The 19807-nt window shown below is 61.9% G+C and carries 18 protein-coding genes; 11 read left to right on the top strand and 7 right to left on the bottom strand.

Translation table 11 applies throughout. The features are described 5' to 3' along the window. Positions 1-14: 14 nt before the first annotated feature. Positions 15-503: an RNA polymerase sigma factor gene (locus AB8A27_RS18775; RefSeq protein WP_092145086.1), complete on the bottom strand. Its 489-nt coding sequence runs from the start codon at positions 501-503 to the stop codon at positions 15-17. Between the two features lie 226 nt (positions 504-729). On the opposite strand from AB8A27_RS18775, the gene fabI reads away from it, so the two are divergent. The 4 genes from fabI to AB8A27_RS18755 all read left to right on the top strand — a co-directional run bounded on the left by fabI (position 730) and on the right by AB8A27_RS18755 (position 4584). Next, on the top strand, positions 730-1551 hold the full coding sequence (fabI, locus tag AB8A27_RS18770; RefSeq protein ID WP_092145084.1) for an enoyl-ACP reductase FabI: 822 nt from the start codon (positions 730-732) through the stop codon (positions 1549-1551). Between the two features lie 12 nt (positions 1552-1563). After that, complete coding sequence (locus tag AB8A27_RS18765) at positions 1564-2163, top strand: histidine phosphatase family protein (protein WP_441243210.1); 600 nt, start codon at positions 1564-1566, stop codon at positions 2161-2163. Between the two features lie 93 nt (positions 2164-2256). Continuing rightward, positions 2257-3342, top strand: a complete 1086-nt coding sequence (gene aroC / locus AB8A27_RS18760) for a chorismate synthase (RefSeq protein ID WP_441243209.1) — start codon at positions 2257-2259, stop codon at positions 3340-3342. A gap of 51 nt (positions 3343-3393) precedes the next feature. After that, positions 3394-4584 carry an adenylate/guanylate cyclase domain-containing protein gene (locus AB8A27_RS18755; protein ID WP_441244950.1) on the top strand — a complete coding sequence of 397 codons (1191 nt, stop codon included), beginning with the start codon at positions 3394-3396 and terminating at the stop codon, positions 4582-4584. Between the two features lie 2 nt (positions 4585-4586). Here AB8A27_RS18755 and AB8A27_RS18750 read toward each other — a convergent pair whose 3' ends face one another. The 3 genes from AB8A27_RS18750 to AB8A27_RS18740 form a co-directional block, all read right to left on the bottom strand. Beyond that, a complete protein-coding gene (locus AB8A27_RS18750; protein ID WP_441243208.1) occupies positions 4587-5342 on the bottom strand; it encodes a hypothetical protein in 756 nt (251 codons plus the stop codon). A 90-nt stretch (positions 5343-5432) separates the two neighbouring features. Then, a complete protein-coding gene (clpS, locus tag AB8A27_RS18745) occupies positions 5433-5738 on the bottom strand; it encodes an ATP-dependent Clp protease adapter ClpS (RefSeq protein ID WP_441243207.1) in 306 nt (101 codons plus the stop codon). A 48-nt stretch (positions 5739-5786) separates the two neighbouring features. Then, positions 5787-7103, bottom strand: coding sequence for a tetratricopeptide repeat protein (locus AB8A27_RS18740; RefSeq protein WP_441243206.1), 1317 nt, complete (start codon positions 7101-7103; stop codon positions 5787-5789). Between the two features lie 220 nt (positions 7104-7323). Between AB8A27_RS18740 and AB8A27_RS18735 the strand changes: the two genes are divergently transcribed. Beyond that, positions 7324-8169, top strand: a complete 846-nt coding sequence (locus tag AB8A27_RS18735; protein WP_441243205.1) for a DUF1194 domain-containing protein — start codon at positions 7324-7326, stop codon at positions 8167-8169. A 6-nt stretch (positions 8170-8175) separates the two neighbouring features. Here AB8A27_RS18735 and AB8A27_RS18730 read toward each other — a convergent pair whose 3' ends face one another. The 3 genes from AB8A27_RS18730 to AB8A27_RS18720 form a co-directional block, all read right to left on the bottom strand. Then, positions 8176-9495, bottom strand: coding sequence for a cobyrinate a,c-diamide synthase (locus tag AB8A27_RS18730; protein ID WP_441243204.1), 1320 nt, complete (start codon positions 9493-9495; stop codon positions 8176-8178). Between the two features lie 222 nt (positions 9496-9717). Next, positions 9718-11262: an acyl-CoA synthetase gene (locus tag AB8A27_RS18725; RefSeq protein ID WP_441243203.1), complete on the bottom strand. Its 1545-nt coding sequence runs from the start codon at positions 11260-11262 to the stop codon at positions 9718-9720. A 108-nt stretch (positions 11263-11370) separates the two neighbouring features. Continuing rightward, positions 11371-12543, bottom strand: a complete 1173-nt coding sequence (locus AB8A27_RS18720; RefSeq protein WP_441243202.1) for an acetyl-CoA C-acetyltransferase — start codon at positions 12541-12543, stop codon at positions 11371-11373. A 131-nt stretch (positions 12544-12674) separates the two neighbouring features. Here AB8A27_RS18720 and AB8A27_RS18715 point away from each other — a divergent pair, with 131 nt between their 5' ends. The 6 genes from AB8A27_RS18715 (at position 12675) to AB8A27_RS18690 (ending at position 19749) form a co-directional block, all read left to right on the top strand. After that, a complete protein-coding gene (locus AB8A27_RS18715) occupies positions 12675-13343 on the top strand; it encodes a TetR family transcriptional regulator (RefSeq protein ID WP_441243201.1) in 669 nt (222 codons plus the stop codon). A 242-nt stretch (positions 13344-13585) separates the two neighbouring features. Further along, on the top strand, positions 13586-14344 hold the full coding sequence (locus tag AB8A27_RS18710) for an SDR family NAD(P)-dependent oxidoreductase (protein ID WP_441243200.1): 759 nt from the start codon (positions 13586-13588) through the stop codon (positions 14342-14344). 229 nt (positions 14345-14573) lie between these two features. Beyond that, a complete protein-coding gene (locus tag AB8A27_RS18705) occupies positions 14574-15380 on the top strand; it encodes an enoyl-CoA hydratase/isomerase family protein (RefSeq protein WP_441243199.1) in 807 nt (268 codons plus the stop codon). A 77-nt stretch (positions 15381-15457) separates the two neighbouring features. Continuing rightward, positions 15458-17332: an AMP-binding protein gene (locus AB8A27_RS18700; RefSeq protein WP_441243198.1), complete on the top strand. Its 1875-nt coding sequence runs from the start codon at positions 15458-15460 to the stop codon at positions 17330-17332. A 31-nt stretch (positions 17333-17363) separates the two neighbouring features. After that, positions 17364-18491 (top strand): acyl-CoA dehydrogenase family protein, encoded by a 1128-nt coding sequence (locus tag AB8A27_RS18695; RefSeq protein WP_441243197.1) that lies wholly within the window; start codon positions 17364-17366, stop codon positions 18489-18491. A 13-nt stretch (positions 18492-18504) separates the two neighbouring features. After that, positions 18505-19749: an acyl-CoA dehydrogenase gene (locus tag AB8A27_RS18690; protein WP_441243196.1), complete on the top strand. Its 1245-nt coding sequence runs from the start codon at positions 18505-18507 to the stop codon at positions 19747-19749. Positions 19750-19807: the final 58 nt, after the last annotated feature.

The following is a 19807-nucleotide window of genomic DNA, read 5'->3' as shown; positions in this document are numbered from 1 at the left end:
GTCTTTCCTTTAAATCATTTGACCGCGCGCAGCGCCGGGCGCTCGCCGTCGAGATAGGCTTTGACATGGGCGCGGGCGCGCGCGAGGCGCGACATCACGGTGCCGATCGGTACGCCCTGAATGTCGGCGACTTCGCGGTAGCTCAGGCCTTCCAGCATCACGAGCAGCAGCACCGAGCGCTGCTCTTCCACCAGTGCCGCGAGAGCGCGAGAGATGTCACGACCTTCGGCTTCGGTGCCGCTGGCATCGGGATTGTTGTCGAACAGTTCGGTGAACACTGGTTTGCGTGCCAGCGAACGACGGCGGTTGCGGTTCAGATTGGTCAGGATCGTATAAAGCCAGCTTCTGAGGTCGCCGCCGATGAATAGCTTTTCTGCGCGCAGTGCGCGCACCAGCGTATCCTGCACCAGATCGTCGGCAATGTCGGTGTCGCGCGCCAACGCCCGCGCATAACGGCGCAGCGCCGGAATCATGCTCTCAACGCTCTCGCGAAAGGCGCTCATAGGGCTCGTGCCATCCGTTGCAATCCTGACGGTATCTTGGGCGGTCCGCAATTGCGCCGCATCTGTCATAACACCTTGGCGAAGCATCTATTCCGGCGCTAGGCCCGGACGGTAAACAGCCGCATAACGGGGCTTTTGGGCTGTACCGGACGCAAGTGCTGGTGTACCCCCAAGGCAGATCGATGTGGACTGCCAAGCTTATCAGCCAAGCAAATAGGATTACGATATGAGTGAAGTTTCAGGCCTGATGAAGGGCAAGCGCGGTGTCATTCTGGGCGTTGCCAACAACCGTTCCATCGCCTGGGGCATCGCCAAGGCGTGTCAGGCGCAGGGCGCGGAGATTGCACTGACCTATCAGGGCGATGCGCTGAAGAAGCGGGTCGAGCCACTGGCAGCAGAACTTGGCGCCGAGCTCCTCGGCCATTGCGACGTCACCGACGCAGCCACCATCGATGCGGTGTTCGACCGGGTGAAGGAGAAATGGGGCAAGATCGATTTTGTCGTCCATGCCATCGCCTTCTCGGACAAGGACGAGCTCGAAGGTCGCTATGTCGACACATCGGCCGAGAATTTCAGCAAGAGCATGCTGATTTCCTGCTACTCGCTGACGGCCATCGCACAGCGCGCCGAGAAGCTGATGACCGAAGGCGGCTCCATCGTTACGCTGACCTATTACGGCGCCGAGAAGTGGATGCCGAACTACAATGTGATGGGTGTCGCCAAGGCTGCGCTGGAAGCCAGCGTGCGCTATCTCGCGGCTGACCTGGGCGAGAAGGGCATCCGCGTCAATGCGATCTCCGCCGGCCCAATCAAGACGCTGGCCTTTGCAGGGATTGCCGACTCCCGCTATCTGCTGAAATACAACGAGGTCAACGCGCCGCTGCGCAAGAACGTCTCCATCGACGAAGTTGGCCAGAGCGCGGTGTATTTCCTGTCCGATATGTCCACCGGCGTGACCGGCGAAGTGCATCACGTCGATGCCGGCTATCACGTGCTCGGCACCAAGGTGCCGGATGCGCCGGACATCAGCATGGGCGGCAAGGACTGATTGCTGACCTCCATGCCGAAGCCAACGATTTATTATATTCGCCACGGCCAGACCGAGTGGAACGCCGCCGGTCGCTTTCAGGGCTCGAAGGACATTCCGCTCAACGATCTCGGTCGTGAGCAGGCGGTACATGCCGGCGCCGTGCTGAAAGACCTGCTGGCGCGTGATGGGCGCACCAGCGGGGATGTCGCGTTCGTCTCCAGTCCGCTCGGCCGCGCGCGTAACACCATGGAACTGGTGCGCGGCAAGCTCGATCTGCCGCATGACGACTATGGCCTCGACGATCGTCTGCGCGAGATCGGCTTCGGCCACTGGGAAGGATTCACGCTGGCCGAGCAGGAAGCTGCGCATCCCGAGGTCTTCGCGGCGCGCCTGCAGGACAAATGGAGCCTGCCGGCGCCGGGCGGCGAGAGCTACGCTGAAGTGCAACTCCGGATGCGCGAATGGGTTGACGGTCTGACGGGCGATACCGTTGCCGTCGCCCATGGTGGTACGGCGCGGGCGCTGATGGTGGCGCTGGGCGTCGAAACGCCTGACAGCGTCAGCGAAATGCCGATCCAGCAGGGCGCGGTCTATGTGTTCAATGCCGACGGGATGGACAAGTTTAGTTAAGCGTCTCGGTCGATTGGGGCGATTTGACCCCTCGGACGGCTCGCGTTACGACGTGGTTGTTGACATTCACCAATAACGAGAACTGTCCGCCCCATGTCCCACAACACCTTCGGCCACATGTTCCGCGTCACGACCTTTGGCGAGAGCCACGGGGTGGCGATCGGCTGCGTGGTCGATGGCTGTCCGCCGCTGATCCCGCTAGATGTTGCCGAGATCCAGGCCGATCTCGATCGCCGCCGTCCCGGCCAGTCGCGCTTTACCACGCAGCGGCAGGAAGCTGACGCGGTCAAGATCCTGTCCGGGGTCATGGCGCATCCGGAAACCGGTGTGCAGGTCACGACGGGGACACCGATCGCACTGCTGATCGAGAACACCGACCAGCGCTCGAAGGATTATTCGGACATTAAGGACAAGTTTCGGCCGGGTCACGCCGACTTCACCTATGAAGCCAAATACGGATTGCGGGACTATCGCGGCGGCGGCCGCTCGTCGGCACGCGAGACGGCGACGCGCGTGGCCGCTGGCGCCATCGCGCGCAAGATCGTTCCGGGCATGACGGTGCGTGCGGCGCTAGTGCAGATGGGACCGCACAAGATCGACCGCGGCAACTGGGACTGGGACGAGGTTGCGCGCAATCCGTTCTTCTGCCCGGACAAGGACAAGGTCGCCTTTTTCGAAAGTTATCTCGATGGTATCCGGAAATCCGGCTCGTCCATTGGCGCTGTGATTGAGGTGGTCGCCGACGGCGTGCCCGCTGGTTTGGGCGCGCCCATTTACGCCAAGCTCGACGGTGATCTGGCAGCGGCGCTGATGAGCATCAATGCGGTGAAGGGCGTTGAGATTGGCGACGGTTTTGGCGCGGCGGAATTGTCCGGTGAGGACAATGCCGACGAGATGCGCATGACCAATCACGGCCCGTCATTCCTGTCGAACCATGCCGGCGGCATTCTCGGCGGCATTTCCACCGGGCAGCCGGTGGTGGCGCGCTTCGCGGTGAAGCCGACCTCGTCGATCCTTTCGCCGCGCAAGACCGTCGATCGCAATGGCGCCGATACGGATATCCTGACTAAAGGCCGCCACGATCCGTGCGTCGGCATCCGCGCCGTGCCGGTGGCCGAAGCCATGGCCGCTTGTGTGCTCGCCGATCATTTCATTCGGCATCGCGGGCAGGTCGGCTAGAGTAAGTGACTGACCAAAGCCCGCGTTCGCGCGAGTTTGAAAGTGCCAGCCATGTTGCCCGACAAGCTCAGAGAGATCATCGACTGGCTCAGTGACGGTGCGCGATCCGCGCCGACGCCATCGCGCATGATGGCGGAATGCTGCGAACGGCTTGTCGCTGCGGGGCTGCCGCTGTACCGCGTGGGCATTTTCATCCGCACCCTTCACCCGGAAATCTTCGGCCGCAATTTCATCTGGCGTCCGGAGACCGGGGTGGTCCTCAGCTCGGTTGATTTCGACATTCAGGAGGCGCCTGAATTCCTCAGCAGTCCGCTTGCACTGGTCTTCCGTGACGGTGTCGAGGTCCGCAGCCGGCTTCATGAGCCATCAACTACACCCTTTCCTTTCTTCGACGACATGCGGGCCGAAGGTGTCACCGACTACATCGCAATTCCGCTCACCTTCGTCGACAACATGCTCCACGCATCGAGTTGGACCACCAAACAGCCTGGTGGTTTTACGGATGAGCAGCTGGCTGCCTTGAAAACGGTCCTCCCGACGTTAGCGCGGTTGATCGAAGTCATCGGCATACGGCGGGTCACGATGACGCTGCTCGATACCTATGTGGGCAATCGCGCTGGCGGACGTATTCTCGGTGGTCAGATCCGACGCGGCCATACCGAGACCATGCGCGCAGCGATCTGGCTGTCGGATCTGCGCGGCTTTACGGCGCTGTCGGACCGGCTGCCGCCGGAAAGCGTCGTCGAGATTCTCAACCGCTACTTCGACTGTCAGGTGCCCACGATCCTCAAACATGGCGGCGAGGTGCTCAAATTCATGGGCGACGGCCTTCTGGCTGTGTTCCCCATTGCCGAGAATGATGCGGATCGTTCGACGGTTTGCGGTCATGCGCTGGAGGCCGCGCGTGAAGCCCGCACGGCCGTTGAAGCGCTGCGCTGGTCGGATGCGGCAGGCGCCGAGGAGCGCTTCCGTTTCGGTCTGGCGCTGCATGTCGGCAAGGTGCTTTACGGCAATATCGGTGGTGGCAACCGGCTCGACTTTACCTGCATCGGCCCCGCGGTGAATCTCGCCGCGCGCCTGGAGAAGATTGCGGGCAGGCTGCACCGTACGGTGGTCGCGTCTGCGACCTTCGCCGACGCAACGACGATGGACTGGACCGATCTCGGCGAATTTCCCATCGCGGGCTTCGCGAAGGCGGAGCGTGTCTATGGGTTGGCCGATGAAGGCGCGGTCGCCGGCTGAGGTCAATCGCCGCGCAAATGGGATTGCTTGAGGGCCGCGGTCAGGATCATCAGGGTTACCCAAAGCCGCAGCATCGCGAAGCCGAAGATAAAGACGAAGAAGATCAGGTTTCGGATGAAGGTGTTCGTCGTCGGCGCCTGCCCGTAGATCGCAATCGCGTTGCGAACGAGACCCTGGACGAAGCCGAGGCCAAAATAGGCGGCGGTCAGGACCAGAATGCCCGCGCCGAGCCAGGCGCTTCGCCTGGCGAATTCACGGCAAGCCGCAAAGAAGCGAACCCTGTTGTCATGACGTTCGACGCCGACGATCATTAGCAGGATCAGCGTGGCGATGGAGGCATTCCAAATCTTTCCAACCGCCGTCGGCTGATCGAACGCCATGCCATCGATGCCACCCATGAAGTTCAGGTCCAGCGGCGAGATCCCGAGCGATACAGAGATCATGCTTGCTGCAAGCATCAAGGCGCCTATGCGCGCCAGAATGCGCAGCGATAGTCGGAATTCATCCTCGAACGTCATCGCTCTGAGATGGGTCTCGCCGTCGGCAAGTTCGATCGACCGCCGTGCGGTCACCAGAAATGCGAAAAGAACGGTAATCGTGGCGACGAAGATGGCGGGCAAGGCAATAACACCGCCGCTGAACGCGATCACGCGCATTCCGGCTGCCAACACGAGCCACGGCAGGCATTCGATGAAGCGCAAAGGCCCGAACGACAATTCCGGCCGGGATACATATTGCTTGCGGAGTGCAATCGACATCCGGCGATCTTGCCCGATGCCGCCCAACCTCGGATTGAGCCGATCGTTAAATTTTTATCGTTTTGGTCGCTCAAGCGGAAGCATTGCGTCCTATTCTTCCGGCTCGGTCGTGAACAGAAGCGGATAGCCCTTGGCGCGGCCGGCATCTGTCGCGCGGGTCGCCTTGGTCTCGGCGACGTCACGGGTGAACACGGCGACGACGCAGACGCCGCGTTGATGCGCCGTCATCATCACCTTGGCGGCCTGATCCTCGGACATGTGAAATTCCGCTTTCAGTACCCGCACCACGAACTCCCGCGGCGTGAAGTCGTCATTGACCAGGATGACCTTGTACAATTTGGGCCGCTCGACCTTCGGCTTGGCCTTGGTCTGCGGTGCGGTGACACTCTCGGGCATGCACACTCATCCGGACGATCGCGCTCTGTGGCGGCGACGCGACGATGATCAGTCGGCCGGGCAATCCTTGAGGCGTTGCACGGCATCCTGATCGCCGCGCTGCACGGCCATTGATTTCAGTTTACAGGCTCCGGGGACGTCGCGAAACTGCGGGTTCTGCGATAGTTTGAGACCGACCAATGCGGCGAGTGCATCAGGTTCGCCAAGTTCCGCGGCCTGAATTGCCTCATACAGAACGATGTTGAGCGAAGAGATCTGAACTTCCGGATGGTCGGCCAGCAACCGCAGGGCCTTCAGCCGGGAGTCGTAATCCCAAACCCCGGCAGTGATCAACAAGTCGATCCCCTTTGACACGTCGCGTGGCACCAGCTTTCCATCGAGATAAAGCTCGCCGAGCAGGCCGCTCGCGCTCGCCTGATGGCGCTGGCTTTGCAAGATCAACAATGCGCGCTTCGGGTCGGCCGGGCCGCCTTCGCCATTGAGCAGCATCTCTGCCAGTTCGGTATCGCCTCCCAGACGATCGCGCGTAGCTTCTTCAAATAATTTGCGCGCACGCACGGGATCGCTGGGACGGGTCATTGCAGCCAGCGCCGCCTTGGCGCCAAAGGAGCCGCCTTGGGCGAGACGTTCGAGTAAATCCCGGCCGAGGGTCTGCTCGTCCGGTTGCGGGGATCGCGCAAGAAGCCGGGCAAGCCTGATCTGCTGGTCCGCACGGGTGACGTTCTCCGGCAGCGGCAACCGAAGCGCGCGCTCGGTCCAGTATCGTTCGGCAGAGGGGTCCCGCTTCACGAGGCCGCCACGACCATAGAGGATTGCGAGCCTGTTTGCCGCTGACGGCTTGTCCAGTTCGGCTGCCTTGATCAGTGCGCGCTGTGCCTCGTCGCGCGTGATCAGCTGCGGGCGATCAAGATGATAGTCCCAGGAATTATGCGAATCATAGATTGCGTAATTCGCCTCGCTATCGTTCCGGGCTGCCGCCTCGCGCAGCAGTGCGACCGCCTCGGCGTGCCGTTCATGCGGCAGCGATTGAGCAAAGGCCACCTTGTTGCGGACATCGTCCGGAGCCGAAGCGAACGCTTCGCTGCAGGCGGCCTGGCGCATCCGGTAACGCAGCTTATCTTGTTGCTCGGGGAGGTCTTCGGTGGCGTTCCCTGAAAGACGGCGGCATTCGTCGGCTGCGTTTGCGCCGAACGGCCGAATGGGTTCGTCCTGTTGGGTAGCCCCTGTCTTGTGCTGTTCGGCGGGCGCTGAAACGAACAAAGCGATCGCTGCACCGATGCAAATGAGCAATACTGCCCACACGATTGTTTGTCCCGCTCCGGACTGGCGGCGGTCGTTCATCGGCGCGTTCGAGGCGGCACTCATCTCGGCCCATTCCGGTCGGCAATGGTGGATGTGGCGTTGGCGACATCCTGCGCTAGCTTTGTCGCGCGAGCGTGCAAACCGTTCAAAACCAGGGCGTACGCCGGTTAGCTCGGCCGCAGCGGCAGAGCCGCCATGACCGGATTGTGAACATGCCGGCAGGTTCCTGCTTTGCGGCTCGTCATTTGCATGTCACCATTCGATTCTCAACGGGAGGGCCGCTATGCGCTGGTGTGTCTCGATTGGAGCGGTACTCGTCGCGGGAGCGATGGCCGGCGGCGATGTCCCGAGCATGGCTGCGACAGGCCCGAAAGCGCAGTTTGCCCAGAGCAAGCAGGACCCCGTGGTTGATGTCGAACTGGTGCTGGCGGTCGACGTCTCCTATTCGATGGATATGGACGAGCTGGCGATCCAGCGCGAAGGCTATGCCCAGGCCATCGTCTCCAAGGAATTCCTTACAGCGCTCAAGAGTGGCCCGACAGGCAAGATTGCGGTCACTTATTTCGAATGGGCGGCATCGTCGGACCAGAAACTGATCATTCCCTGGCGTGTCATCGATGGTCCTGAATCCGCCGACGCGGTGGCATCCGAGATCATGAAGACGCCGATCCGCCGGGCGTCGCGGACCTCGATCTCGGGAGCGATTTACTACGCCATGCCGCTGTTCGATGAAAATGCGCTGCACGGTTTGCGCCGCGTCATCGATATTTCGGGTGATGGGCCGAACAACAATGGGGGACCGGTGACGGTCGCGCGCGACGAGGCCGTCGCGAAAGGCATCGTCATCAACGGCCTGCCGATCATGGCCAAGGAACTGTCCTATTCGACGATGGATATCGAAAACCTCGATCTCTATTACGAGGATTGCGTGATCGGTGGAGCGGGCTCCTTCGTGGTGCCGATCAAGGAGCGCGACAAGTTCAAGGAAGCGATCCGCACCAAACTGGTGTTGGAAGTCGCAGGATTAATGCCCGAGCCGCGCACGATTCCTGTCGCCAATACGACGAAGGAGCCGCGGGTGAATTGCCTGATCGGCGAGAAGATCTGGCAGGATCGCTGGGGGCGTTAGTTCCCGTTAGCCATCGACCTGCGCAATCGCGTGGAAAAATGTGCCGGTGATATGTCCACGCCGTCCGCCGCGCTCAGCCATCGGTTCGCCTTGCGCGTTGCGGAGATCGACCAGCGGGTCGTTGCTGCCCGGATCGATCAGCGATGCGTAGTGGAATTCGTGGCCACGGATGAGCGATCCCTTCGGTCCGATAGGACTGTCGGATAGCAATTGCGCCTCGCGATAGCCGAGATGCAGGCGCCGCTTGTGGAAACTTGTCGTGTGTCCCAGCAGCCCCGTCATCGCATACCGGTTGCCGTCGGCATCCTCCAGGCCTTCGCCGAGCACCATATAGCCGCCGCACTCGCCATGGACCGAATGTGTCTCTGCGAAGCGCAGTAGCCCGTCGCGGAATTTTTGCGCCGAGGCAAGCGTCGCCACGTGAAGTTCGGGATAGCCGCCGGGTAGCCAGCAGCTATCGCAATTGTCCGACGGTGCTTCATCGGCCAGCGGTGAGAAGCGGACGATCTCTGCGCCGGCACTACGCCATCCATCGATCAGATGCGGATAGATGAAGGTGAAGGCAGCATCAGCGGCCAATGCAATGCGCTGACCGGGCGGCGGCAAGGCCGGCGCGGCATTGTATGTTGGCTGCCGCTCGATGGGGGCGGCCAGTGCGATGATGGCATCGAGATCGAGATGCTTCTCCGCCATGTCGGCGAGCGCGGCGATCCGGGTGGCGAGGTTACCATGTTCGCCGGCCTGGATCAGGCCGAGATGGCGTTCCGGCAGCGCCAGCGTCACGTCGCGCGGGATGGCGCCGACGACGGGGATGCCAAGTGGTGCGATGGCATCCGTGATGAGGCGGCGGTGCCGATCGCTGCCGACGCGGTTCAGGATCACACCGGCGACGCGGACGTCAGGGTGATGGCTGGCGAAGCCGCGCGCCATGGCAGCGGCGGATTGCGATTGCGCCGTGACATCGAGCACCAGCAGAACCGGCAACTTGAACCGCGCGGCAATGCTGGCACTGCTGCCGTCGCGGTCGGCGACGCCGGGCACGCCGTCAAACAGGCCCATGACGCCTTCGACTACCAGCAGGTCGGTAGCTTCCGTTGTATCGGCTACGAGCGCTTGCAGCAGCGGCGGCGGCATGGTCCAGCTGTCAAGATTGATACAGGGGGCGCCTGTCGCCACAGCATGAAAGGCAGGATCGATGTAATCCGGCCCGGCCTTGGCGGCGCGCAGTACCATGCCGCGCCGCGTCAATGCGGCGAGCAGGCCGAGCGTGACCGTGGTCTTGCCCGCGCCGGACCGGACAGCGGAGATCAGCAGGCCGGCGGTCATGATGGATGGACTTGCGGCATGGCCCCGGATTACCGCAGCGACGCATGGGCTGCAAGGTCGATAGTCGAAACGCCGTCATGGCCGCGCATCGCGCGAAGCGCGGCTTCGCTGGATGTCCCGGCCATCCACGTCTTTCTTTGGCGACCAAGTTTCTTTGGCGACCAAGACGTGGATGCCGGCACAAGGCCGGGCATGACGGAGAGGGAGTATGAAGGATGGGTCTTAGGCCGACGCCTTTTCCTTCTTTGGCCAGTACTTGTCGCGCAGATGCCGCTTCACCAGTTTGCCGGTGGGCGTGCGCGGCAGTTCGGCCTCGAAGTCAATGCTCTTCGGGCATTTGATCGGGGAGAGGTGCTTGCGGCAGAACGCGATCAGTTCGGCCTCCAGCGCCTTGCCGGCGCGGCTCATGTCGTGCGGCTGCACGACGGCCTTGACCTCTTCGCCCATTTCCTCGTTCGGCACGCCGAACACCGCGACGTCGGCGATTGCGGGATGCGTAATAAGAACGTCCTCGGTCTCCTGCGGATAGATGTTCACGCCGCCGGAAATGATCATGTAGGACTTGCGGTCGGTGAGGTATAGAAAGCCCTCGTCGTCAAGATAGCCGACATCGCCGAGGGTGGACCAGCCGCGCGCGTTATAGGCGCGCTTCGTCTTCTCGGGATCGTTATGATAGCTGAATTGCGGCGTGTCAGCGAAATAGACCGTGCCGATTTCGCCGGTCGGCGCTTCCTGATCCTCCTCGTTGACGATCTTGACGCTGCCGACCACAGCCTTGCCCACGGTCCCGCGATGCGACAGCCATTGCTGCGAGTTCGACACGGTGACGCCGTTGCCTTCGGAACCGGCGTAATATTCGATCAGGATCGGTCCCCACCAGTCGATCATGCGCGCCTTGACCTCGACCGGGCAGGGCGCTGCGGCATGGATTGCGCCCTTCAGCGATGAGACATCGTATTTCAACCGGATCTCATCCGGCAGTTTCAGCATGCGGACGAACATCGTCGGCACAAGCTGTGACTGGGTGATTTTATACTTCTCGACCAGCTTGAGGAATTCCTCGGCGTCGAAATGTTCCATGATTACGGACGTGCCGCCGAGCGTGATCGCCATCATGTTGAAGCGCAGCGGGGCCGCGTGATACAGCGGCGCCGGCGACATATAGATCGAGTCCTGTGTCATGCCGCACATGTTCGCGCAGAGCAGTTTCAGGAACGGATTGGGCACGTCGATCGGGTTGTTCTCCGATGTGCGCTTGATGCCCTTTGGGCGGCCCGTCGTGCCCGACGAATACAGCATGTCATAGCCGGCAATCTCGTAGGCAATCGGCGTGACCGGCTGCGCGGCGAGGGCGGCATTCCAGTCGCGGAACCCGGTGCGCGAGCCGTCGACGATATAAAACATCGGTTCGGCCGCGTTGGTGATCAGCGGCGCAACCACATCGGCGCACTTCTCGGAGGTGATCACGACGCGTGCGCCGCAATCTTTCACGATATAGGCGATCTCGTCTTGCGTGAGGTAACGGCTAATCGCCGTGTAATAGAGCCCGCTGCGCTGTGCGGCCCAGCAGATCTCCATGAAGTCGAGCCGATTCTCCATCAGTAGCGCAACATGATCGCCAGCCTTGAGGCCCAGCGAGCGAAACAGCTGCGCTCCGCGGTTGGAACATTCGTCGAGTTCACGATAGGTGAGCGCCTGGCCTGAACCGGCCATGCGGTAGGCAATCTTGTCGGGACTGGTCCTCGCGTGAATCGACGGATGCGTCATGGGCGTTTCCTCTGAAGGCCGGCGGATTTTCCCGCTCGTGGTGTCTTTTTCTTTCCCTCTTCTGCGGCGCGCAGCTTTGCTACGCTGGAGGAGAGGGAGGAAGAGCGCTTACAGCCGCTCGACGATCGTCACATTGGCCATGCCGCCACCTTCGCACATGGTCTGCAATCCGTAGCGCTTGTTGTTCTGATGAAGCGCATGCACCAGCGTGGTCATCAGCTTGGTGCCGGAGCCGCCGAGCGGATGGCCGAGCGCGATGGCTCCGCCATTGACGTTGAGGCGCTTCGGATCGGCACCCGTGGCTTTCAGCCAGGCCGTTGGAATCGAGGCAAAGGCTTCGTTGACTTCGAACAGGTCGATGTCGTCGATCTTCATCCCGGCCTTTTCGAGCGCGCGCTTGGTGGCTGGGAGCGGTGCTTCCAGCATGATGACGGGATCGCCGCCCATCATGGTCATATGGTGGATACGCGCCATCGGCTTGACGCCGAGCTGTTTGAGGCCTTTTTCGTTGACGACCATTACGCCCGATGCGCCGTCGCAGATCTGGCTGGCGGATGCGGCGGTGAGCTTGCCGTTCTCCGCGATCAGCTTGACGCCGCGGATACCGTCGAGCGTTGCATCGAAGCGAATGCCTTCATCGATGTGATGCGTATCCGTCGTGCCATCGGCGCGGGTGATCTGCAGCGGAATGATTTCATCCTTGAAGCGGCCGGCCTCGGTCGCAGCGATGGCACGCTGATGACTCTGGAAGGCGTATGCGTCCAGGTCATCCTTCGAGAGCCCGTATTTCTCGGCGACCATTTCGGCGCCGGTGAACTGGCTGAACTGGATGTTGGGATAGCGCGCTTCCATGCCCGGGCTCTTGTAGTGACCCATGCCGGCTTTGGAGGCGAGAATGCTGGGCGAGCCCATCGGCACGCGGGTCATGCTCTCGACGCCGGCGGCGATCACGATATCCATGGAGCCGGCCATCACGGCCTGAGCTGCGAAATGCAGTGCCTGCTGCGAAGACCCGCACTGGCGGTCAATCGAGGTGCCCGGCACGCTTTCCGGCAGCTTCGAGGCCAGCACCGCGTTGCGCGCGACATTCACAGCCTGCTCGCCGCCCTGGCCGACACAGCCCATGATGACGTCTTCAACCGAAGCGGGATCGGCACCGGTTCGCTCCACCAATGCGTTCAGGACGGAGGCAGCGAGATCGGCCGGATGCCAGCCGGCTAAGCGGCCGCCTTTGCGGCCACCAGCGGTGCGTGCAGCGGCGACGATATAGGCCTCGGCCATGGCGTTTCTCCCTTGTTTTGCTTATTTTGATGGCTTGTTGGTGCGCGGGATTTAAGTGTCCGCGGAGAGTTTAGTCAATCGGTCAATTAACTCTTGAGTGCGGCCGATTGTTCGTATTATCTGCGCTCCGAATGGCACCGACTGTGAACCCCAGCACCTCTTCTTCGCGCACTGCCGCCGGCCGCAATCCGACGGCCGACAAGCTGCTTCTCGCAGCAAGCGAACTCATGATCGCCAGCAACTCCATCGAGGTGTCGCTGAGCGAGATTGCGCAGCAGTCCGGGGTCAATGCGGCTCTGGTGAAATATCATTTCGGTAACAAGGACGGCTTGCTGCTGGCGCTGCTCGCGCGCGACGCCGCCACCGAGATGACCAATCTGGAATATCTGCTGGCGCAGCCGATTTCGGCCACCGCCAAGCTGCGGCTGCACATAGCCGGCATCATCAAGGCCTATTACCAGTTTCCCTACATGAACCGGCTGATCCACTACTTGCTACATGAAAGCAGCAATGAGGCGGCCGACGAAGTCTCGAAGTTCTTCGTGGGACCGTTGCTCGGCTTCCATCGCCGTCTGCTGGCGGAAGGGCTCGAAGCCGGCGAATTCCGCAAGGTTGATCCTGTGCTGTTCTACACCAGCCTGATCGGCGCCTGCGACAACCTCTTCTTCAGTCGTCACGCCATGTCGCGCGCCATTGGCGTCGGCCCGGTGACGGATGAAGTCTGCCGCGACTACGTCGCCCATATGGAGGCGATGTTGCTCGGCGGGATACTGACAAACAAGAAGGCCGCAAAGGCCTGACATCACGAGCTCAGAAGAAACGGCCCAAGGAAAATTGCCAAGAAAATTCAAAAACGTCGGGAAACGCCCAAGGAACTAAATTCAAGAACCAAAAAATAAGAAACGCCCGAGGATCAGTTTCAAGAACAACAACCAAGAAAACGCCCAAGGACCACTTCTTCTTTTTCTTCTTCGTCGCGACTCAAAAATTCAAGAAACGATCAGGAACGCCCAAGGAATCGGGTTAAGGAAAGGCTCTTCACATGCAGCTTAAAGACGTAGCCGTATTCATCACTGGCGGTGGCTCGGGACTCGGCGCCGCGACCGCACGCGCGATGGCTGCCAAGGGCGCCAAGGTCGCCGTGTTCGATCGCGCCGCTGAGAATGCCGAGAAGGTCGCCGCCGAAGTGAAGGGCGTTGCCACCGTCGGCGACGTCACCAACGAGGATCAGGTCAAGGCCGCGCTCGCCAAGGCAGCGGCTGCGCACGGTACCGCGCGCGTGCTGATGAACTGCGCCGGTATCGGCGGTTCGCAGCGCATCGTCGGCAAGCAGGGCGTTTATCCACTCGAGAAGTTCACCAATGTCATCATGGTGAACCTGATCGGCACCTTCAATTGCCTGCGTTTGTTCGCTGAGCAGCTCGCGACGGCCGAGCCGATCGGCGAGGAGCGCGGCGTTATCATCAACACCGCCAGCGTTGCCGCCTATGAAGGCCAGATCGGCCAGATCGCCTACTCCGCCTCGAAGGGCGGCGTTGTCGGTCTCACGTTGCCGGCAGCGCGCGATCTCGCTTCCAGCAAGATCCGCGTCAATACCATCGCGCCGGGTCTGTTCCTGACGCCGCTGCTGATGGGCCTCAACGAAGAAGCCCGCGCCAGCCTGGGCGCCCAGGTCCCGCATCCGGCCCGCCTCGGCGATGCGTCGGAGTATGGCAACCTCGCGGTCCACATTGTCGAGAACCCGATGCTGAACGGTGAGACCATCCGCCTCGACGGCGCCATCCGTATGACTCCGCGGTAGTATTTGTCTTCCTCTCTCCCAAGCGCGGCGCAGCTGCGCGCCGCGGGAGAGGGTCTGATGCGCGCCGCAGGCGCGCAGACGGGAGAGGGGTAGCCACAACCGTTGTTGTTTGTGGCTACCCCTCTCCCAACCGAGTTTGTTTCCGACTCCTGTGCTGCCCTCTCCTACAAGGGGAGAGGGCGCTGCGATAAGCGCCTCGAATGCGCAAATAATGAGTAGGGAGTAACACGTGGCTGAGCCGCTGCTGATCGAACACGACGACGGCATCGACCGGGTGACGCTCAATCGTCCGGAGAGCCTCAACGCCCTCGATCCTGCGCTGATCGACGCGCTTAACGATTACTTCGAAAGCCTGCAGCGTAACCGCAAGACGCGCGTCGTCGTTCTCAAAGGCGCCGGCGCCAATTTTTGCGCCGGGCTCGATCTCAAACATGCAATGGCTTCGCGCGCCGGCCAGAATACCCCGCGCTCCGTCACCGAGTCGCTGGATTCCCAACGCCGCATCGCCGATATCGTGATGCTGATGCGCCGTTGCCCGCAGCCGATCGTGGCGCTGGTGCAGGGCGCGGCTGCCGGCGGAGGCTTCGCGCTGGCGCTCGCCGCCGATATCCGCATCGCCGCGAAGTCGGCGCGGATGAACTGCGCCTTTATCAAGCTTGGCCTCGGCGGCTGCGATATCGGTTCCAGTTATTTCCTGCCGCGTCTCGTCGGCGTCTCTGTTGCATCCGAACTGATCCTCACCGGTCGCTTTATCTACGCCGATCGTGCGCTTGCCGTCGGTCTGGTATCGGAAGTGGTTGAGGACGGCCAGCTTGAAGCCGCAGCCGTGCCCTATGTGGATGCGATGATGACGGCATCGCCGGTTGGGCTTCGGCTGTCGAAGGAATGTATCAACATGTCCGTCGACGCCGGTTCCATCGAGGCCGTGATCGCGATGGAAGATCGCAACCAGGTGCTATGCAGCCGCTCGGAAGATTTCGAGGAAGGTATCCGTGCCTTCATCGAGAAGCGGAAGCCGGTTTACGTCACGCGATGACGCGTGGTGCAACATGACGAACACGAGGTCCGGCCAATGAGACCGCGGTTCGGGGAAAAACGTTTGGGAGGATTGAGATGAACGCGCAGGCTGCCACGGTGCTGACAAAGCCGGCCTTCCGCAAGATCCGCTGGATGGAGCGTGACATTGATGTCGAGCGTCGTTCCGATGGCGTCGTTGTCCTGAAGTCGCGCGTTCCGCTGATGGCCTATGAGACGCATCTTGCGGCCTCGCTGGCGAAATGGGCCAAAAAGCGTCCCGATCACACCTGGCTGGCCCAGCGCGCCGGCGATGACCGGCAGTGGCGCCGGCTCAGCTATGGCAAGGCGAAGCAGGCCGCCGATGCGCTGACCCAGGCGCTGCTGAACATGAAGCTCGCGGCCGATGGACCGGTTGCGATCCTATCGGGTAATTCCATTGAGCATGCGCTGATGACCATGGCGGCGATGCAGGCGCGGCATCCGGCAGCGCCGGTGTCGCCGGCCTATTCGCTGATGAGCCAGGATCACGCCAAACTCAAATATCTGTTCGATCTCGTAAAGCCCGTTGCCGTCATGGTGCAGGATGGGCCTTCTTTCCAGAAGGCGCTGGATGCGCTCGATCTTACCGGCATCCAGATCATCCATGTGGCGCGCCCACCGGCGGGGATCACCAGCACCGCCTATGCCGACATGGTTGCTACCAAGGTTACGCCGGCGGTCGAGGCATCACTTGCGCAGATCACGCCTGATACAGTCGGCAAGCTGCTGTTCACTTCGGGCTCTACCGGCATGCCCAAGGCGGTCATCAATACGCAGCGGATGATGACGGCGAATGCCGCGATGATGATGCAGACGCGGCCGCGCGATCCCAATGCGCAGCCGCCGGTCTATCTCGACTGGATGCCGTGGAACCACACCATGGGCGGTAACGCGCTGTTCAACCCACTGTTGATCGATGGCGGAACACTCTATATCGACGATGGCCGCCCGATGCCGGGCATGATCGACGAGACGCTGCGCAATCTGCGCGAAATCTCGCCGACCTACTACGCCAATGTGCCGGCCGGCTATGCGGCGATCGCCAGCGCGATGGAGAAGGACGACGCGCTGGCGCGCTCGTTCTTCAAGAACCTGAATCTGATGGCCTATGGCGGCGCGCGTCTCCCTGACGATCTCTATGACCGCATGCAGGCACTGGCGGTGCGCGCCACCGGTGAACGCATCGTGTTCTATACTGGCTGGGGCTGCACCGAGACGTCGCCGACCTCGACCGGTACCTACTGGGACACCGAGCGCGTCGGTTTGATCGGTCTGCCGTTTCCTGGCGTCGAGTTGAAGATGGTGCCGGTGGATTCGAAATACGAATTGCGCCTGCGCGGCGTCAATGTGATGCCGGGCTACTATCGTCAGCCGGACCTGACCAAGGCTGCCTTTGACGAGGAGGGCTTCTACAAGATCGGCGATGCCGGCGTGTTCGTTGATGACAATGATCCAGTCAAGGGCCTGATCTTCTCCGGCCGCGTGGTGGAAGACTTCAAGCTCACTACGGGGACCTTCGTGCATGTCGGCTCGCTGCGCACCGACGTCATCGCGGCGGCGTCGCCGGTGGTGCAGGACGCGCTGATCACCGGACAGGATCGGCCCTATATCGGGGCGCTCGTCTGGCCCAATCTCCCGGCCTGTCGGATCCTGATTGGCGAGCCTGAAGCGAGCTTTGCCGACGTCGTCAAACATCCGAAAGTGCTGGCCTGTCTGAAAGACGGCCTGCAGACGCACAACGCTTCATGTGAGGGCGCCAGCAGCCGGCGCATCGCGCGCGCGATGTTCCTGGTGGAGCCGCCCTCCATCGACGGCAACGAACTCACCGACAAGGGCTACATCAACCAGCGCGCCGGCCTTGAGCGCCGCGCGACAATGGTCGCTCAGCTCTATGCCGAACATCCCGGCGAAGACGTCATCATCCTCAACTAGACTTTCATCGATCAGAACAGAGTATACCGCCATGAACTTCGATTTCTCCGACGACCAGAAGCAGCTGCGCGACGAGGCCCGGCGTTTTCTCACTGAGAAATGTCCGCCAAAGGCGGTGCGCGCCGTGATCGACGGCAAGGCGCCCTATGATCGAGAGCTCTGGAAGGGCCTCGCCGACATGGGTTTTCTCGGCGTCGCCATCCCGGAAACCTTTGGCGGCTCGGGCGCGGGACATCTCGAACTCTGCGTGATCGCCGAGGAAATGGGCCGCGCGCTGGCGCCGGTGCCGTTCTCGTCCACGGTTTATCTCGCCGCTGAAGCGCTGCTGCTCGCAGGCTCCGATGCGCAGAAGCAGAAATGGTTGCCGGCGATCGCGCAGGGCAATGCGATCGGCACGCTGGCGCTGTTCGAAGGCTCCGGAAATCCGTCGCCAAAGGCGATCAAGCTCACCGCGACTAACGGCGTGCTCAACGGCACCAAGAAGCCGGTGGCTGATGGCGCAATCGCTGACTTCGCGATCGTTGCGGCACGCACTGGCTCGACCGGCCGCGATAGCGACATCGCGCTGTTCCTGGTCGACCTCACCAGCGAAGGCGTCGAGGCCAAGGCGCTGACCTCCATCGATCCGTCGCGCAATCAGGCCGAGATCTCGTTCAAGAACGTCAAGGCCGAGCCGCTCGGTGCTGCCAATGAGGGCTGGAGCATCCTCAGCCAGGTGCTCGACCGTGCCGCCGTGCTGATCGGATTCGAACAGGTCGGCGGCTCCGATCGCGCGCTGGAAATGGGCCGTGACTACGCGCTCGACCGTATCGCCTTCGGTCGCCAGATCGGCTCGTTCCAGGCCGTGAAGCACATGCTTGCCGACATGTATGTCTCGGCAACGCTGGCACGCTCGAATTGCTACTACGGAGCGTGGGCGCTCTCAACCAATGCGTCGGAACTGCCGGAAGCCGCGGCTGCTGCGCGCATCAGCGCCACGCAGGCGTTTCAGCACTGCTCGAAGAACAACATCCAGGTCCATGGCGGCATGGGTTTCACCTGGGAGTTCGATTGCCACCTCTACTATCGCCGCTCCAATGCACTGGCGGTCGGGCTTGGCTCGTTGTCCTATTGGGAAGACCAGTTGATCGAGCGCATGCACCAGAAGAACGCGGCCTAAGGATCTATCGAAGATGAATTTCGATGACACGCCTCAAGAGGCTGAATTCCGTGCCAAGGCGCGCGAATGGATCGCGGCGAATGCACCCCGGCAATATGAGGACGAGCTGAAGAAGGCCGCGCTTGGCCGCATCCAGCTCAAGAGCGCGAATATTCTGGAAGTCGCGAAGGCCTGGCAGAAGAAGAAAGCCGATGCCGGCTGGGCCGTGCCGCACTGGCCGAAAGAGTATGGCGGCCGCGGTGCGTCGCCAATCGAGCGGGTGATCTGGCAACAGGAAGAGGGCGTGTTTGGCAAGCTCGGTGCGCTGTTCATCATCGGCCACGGCATGTGCGGCCCGACCATGATGGCCTATGCGCAGGAAGAACGTAAGCGGCAGTATCTGCCGCCGCTGGCCTCCGGCGAAAAGATCTGGTGCCAGTTGTTCTCTGAACCTGCTGGCGGCTCGGACGTTGCTGGCCTCCGCACCCGCGCGGAAAAGGACGGCGATGACTGGGTCATCAACGGTCAGAAGATCTGGACGTCGGGCGCGCACTATTCGGATTACGGCATCCTGATCACCCGCACCGACCCGACCGTGCCGAAGCACAAGGGCCTTACCATGTTCTTCCTGGACATGAAGAGCCAGGGCGTCGAGGTGAAGCCGATCAAGCAGGCCAATGGCCAGGCCGAGTTCAACGAGGTTTATTTTACCGACGTCCGCATCCCGGACTCGCAGCGGCTCGGTGCCGTCGGTGATGGCTGGAACGTCTCGCTGACCACGCTGATGAACGAGCGCATGGCGATCGGCGCCAATGTCGCCACGGGCTTTCCGGAGTTGCTCGAGTTCTGCAACAGCCTGATGTTGGACGACGGTCCGGCGATCGACGATCCCGCGGTGCGCTCCAAGCTCGCCAATTGGGCGGTGCGTGCCTCGGGTCTCCGCTACACCGCGTTCCGTTCGATCTCTGCGCTGTCGCGCGGCGAGCGGCCGGGCCCGGAAAACTCCATCGGCAAGCTGGTTGCCGGCGCCATGTTGCAGGATGTGGCGACCTATGCACTTGATCTGCAGGGGGCGGCCGGTGTGCTCAACGGGCCGGAGGATGCGGAGGTCGCCGGCAAGTTCCAGGCGATGCTGCTGCGCTCGCCCGCGACGCGCGTCGAGGGCGGCACCGATGAGATACTGCGCAACATCATCGCCGAGCGCGTGCTCGGCCTGCCGGGCGACATCCGCGTCGACAAGGACGTGCCATTCAACAAGATCCCGACCAAGGGACGATAACTGGCGGCCAGGGTGGCTCGCTGCCCTGGTCGCAGTTTTTCTTTTCGTAGAGGACGAC

The organism is Tardiphaga sp. 768_D3_N2_1, from assembly GCF_052076105.1.
In the GTDB taxonomy this organism is placed as follows: domain Bacteria; phylum Pseudomonadota; class Alphaproteobacteria; order Rhizobiales; family Xanthobacteraceae; genus Tardiphaga.
Note: the sequence above shows the minus strand (reverse complement) of the source record. Positions and strands in the feature narration are given on the sequence as shown.

Bases quoted from the DNA above. Each gene is read 5' to 3' on its own strand.
- AB8A27_RS18775 (WP_092145086.1), bottom strand. From the start codon at position 503: ATGAGCGCCTTTCGCGAGAGCGTTGAGAGCATGATTCCGGCGCTGCGC.
- fabI (WP_092145084.1), top strand. From the start codon at position 730: ATGAGTGAAGTTTCAGGCCTGATGAAGGGCAAGCGCGGTGTCATTCTG.
- AB8A27_RS18765 (WP_441243210.1), top strand. From the start codon at position 1,564: ATGCCGAAGCCAACGATTTATTATATTCGCCACGGCCAGACCGAGTGG.
- aroC (WP_441243209.1), top strand. From the start codon at position 2,257: ATGTCCCACAACACCTTCGGCCACATGTTCCGCGTCACGACCTTTGGC.
- AB8A27_RS18755 (WP_441244950.1), top strand. From the start codon at position 3,394: ATGTTGCCCGACAAGCTCAGAGAGATCATCGACTGGCTCAGTGACGGT.
- AB8A27_RS18750 (WP_441243208.1), bottom strand. From the start codon at position 5,342: ATGTCGATTGCACTCCGCAAGCAATATGTATCCCGGCCGGAATTGTCG.
- clpS (WP_441243207.1), bottom strand. From the start codon at position 5,738: ATGCCCGAGAGTGTCACCGCACCGCAGACCAAGGCCAAGCCGAAGGTC.
- AB8A27_RS18740 (WP_441243206.1), bottom strand. From the start codon at position 7,103: ATGAGTGCCGCCTCGAACGCGCCGATGAACGACCGCCGCCAGTCCGGA.
- AB8A27_RS18735 (WP_441243205.1), top strand. From the start codon at position 7,324: ATGCGCTGGTGTGTCTCGATTGGAGCGGTACTCGTCGCGGGAGCGATG.
- AB8A27_RS18730 (WP_441243204.1), bottom strand. From the start codon at position 9,495: ATGACCGCCGGCCTGCTGATCTCCGCTGTCCGGTCCGGCGCGGGCAAG.
- AB8A27_RS18725 (WP_441243203.1), bottom strand. From the start codon at position 11,262: ATGACGCATCCGTCGATTCACGCGAGGACCAGTCCCGACAAGATTGCC.
- AB8A27_RS18720 (WP_441243202.1), bottom strand. From the start codon at position 12,543: ATGGCCGAGGCCTATATCGTCGCCGCTGCACGCACCGCTGGTGGCCGC.
- AB8A27_RS18715 (WP_441243201.1), top strand. From the start codon at position 12,675: ATGGCACCGACTGTGAACCCCAGCACCTCTTCTTCGCGCACTGCCGCC.
- AB8A27_RS18710 (WP_441243200.1), top strand. From the start codon at position 13,586: ATGCAGCTTAAAGACGTAGCCGTATTCATCACTGGCGGTGGCTCGGGA.
- AB8A27_RS18700 (WP_441243198.1), top strand. From the start codon at position 15,458: ATGAACGCGCAGGCTGCCACGGTGCTGACAAAGCCGGCCTTCCGCAAG.
- AB8A27_RS18695 (WP_441243197.1), top strand. From the start codon at position 17,364: ATGAACTTCGATTTCTCCGACGACCAGAAGCAGCTGCGCGACGAGGCC.
- AB8A27_RS18690 (WP_441243196.1), top strand. From the start codon at position 18,505: ATGAATTTCGATGACACGCCTCAAGAGGCTGAATTCCGTGCCAAGGCG.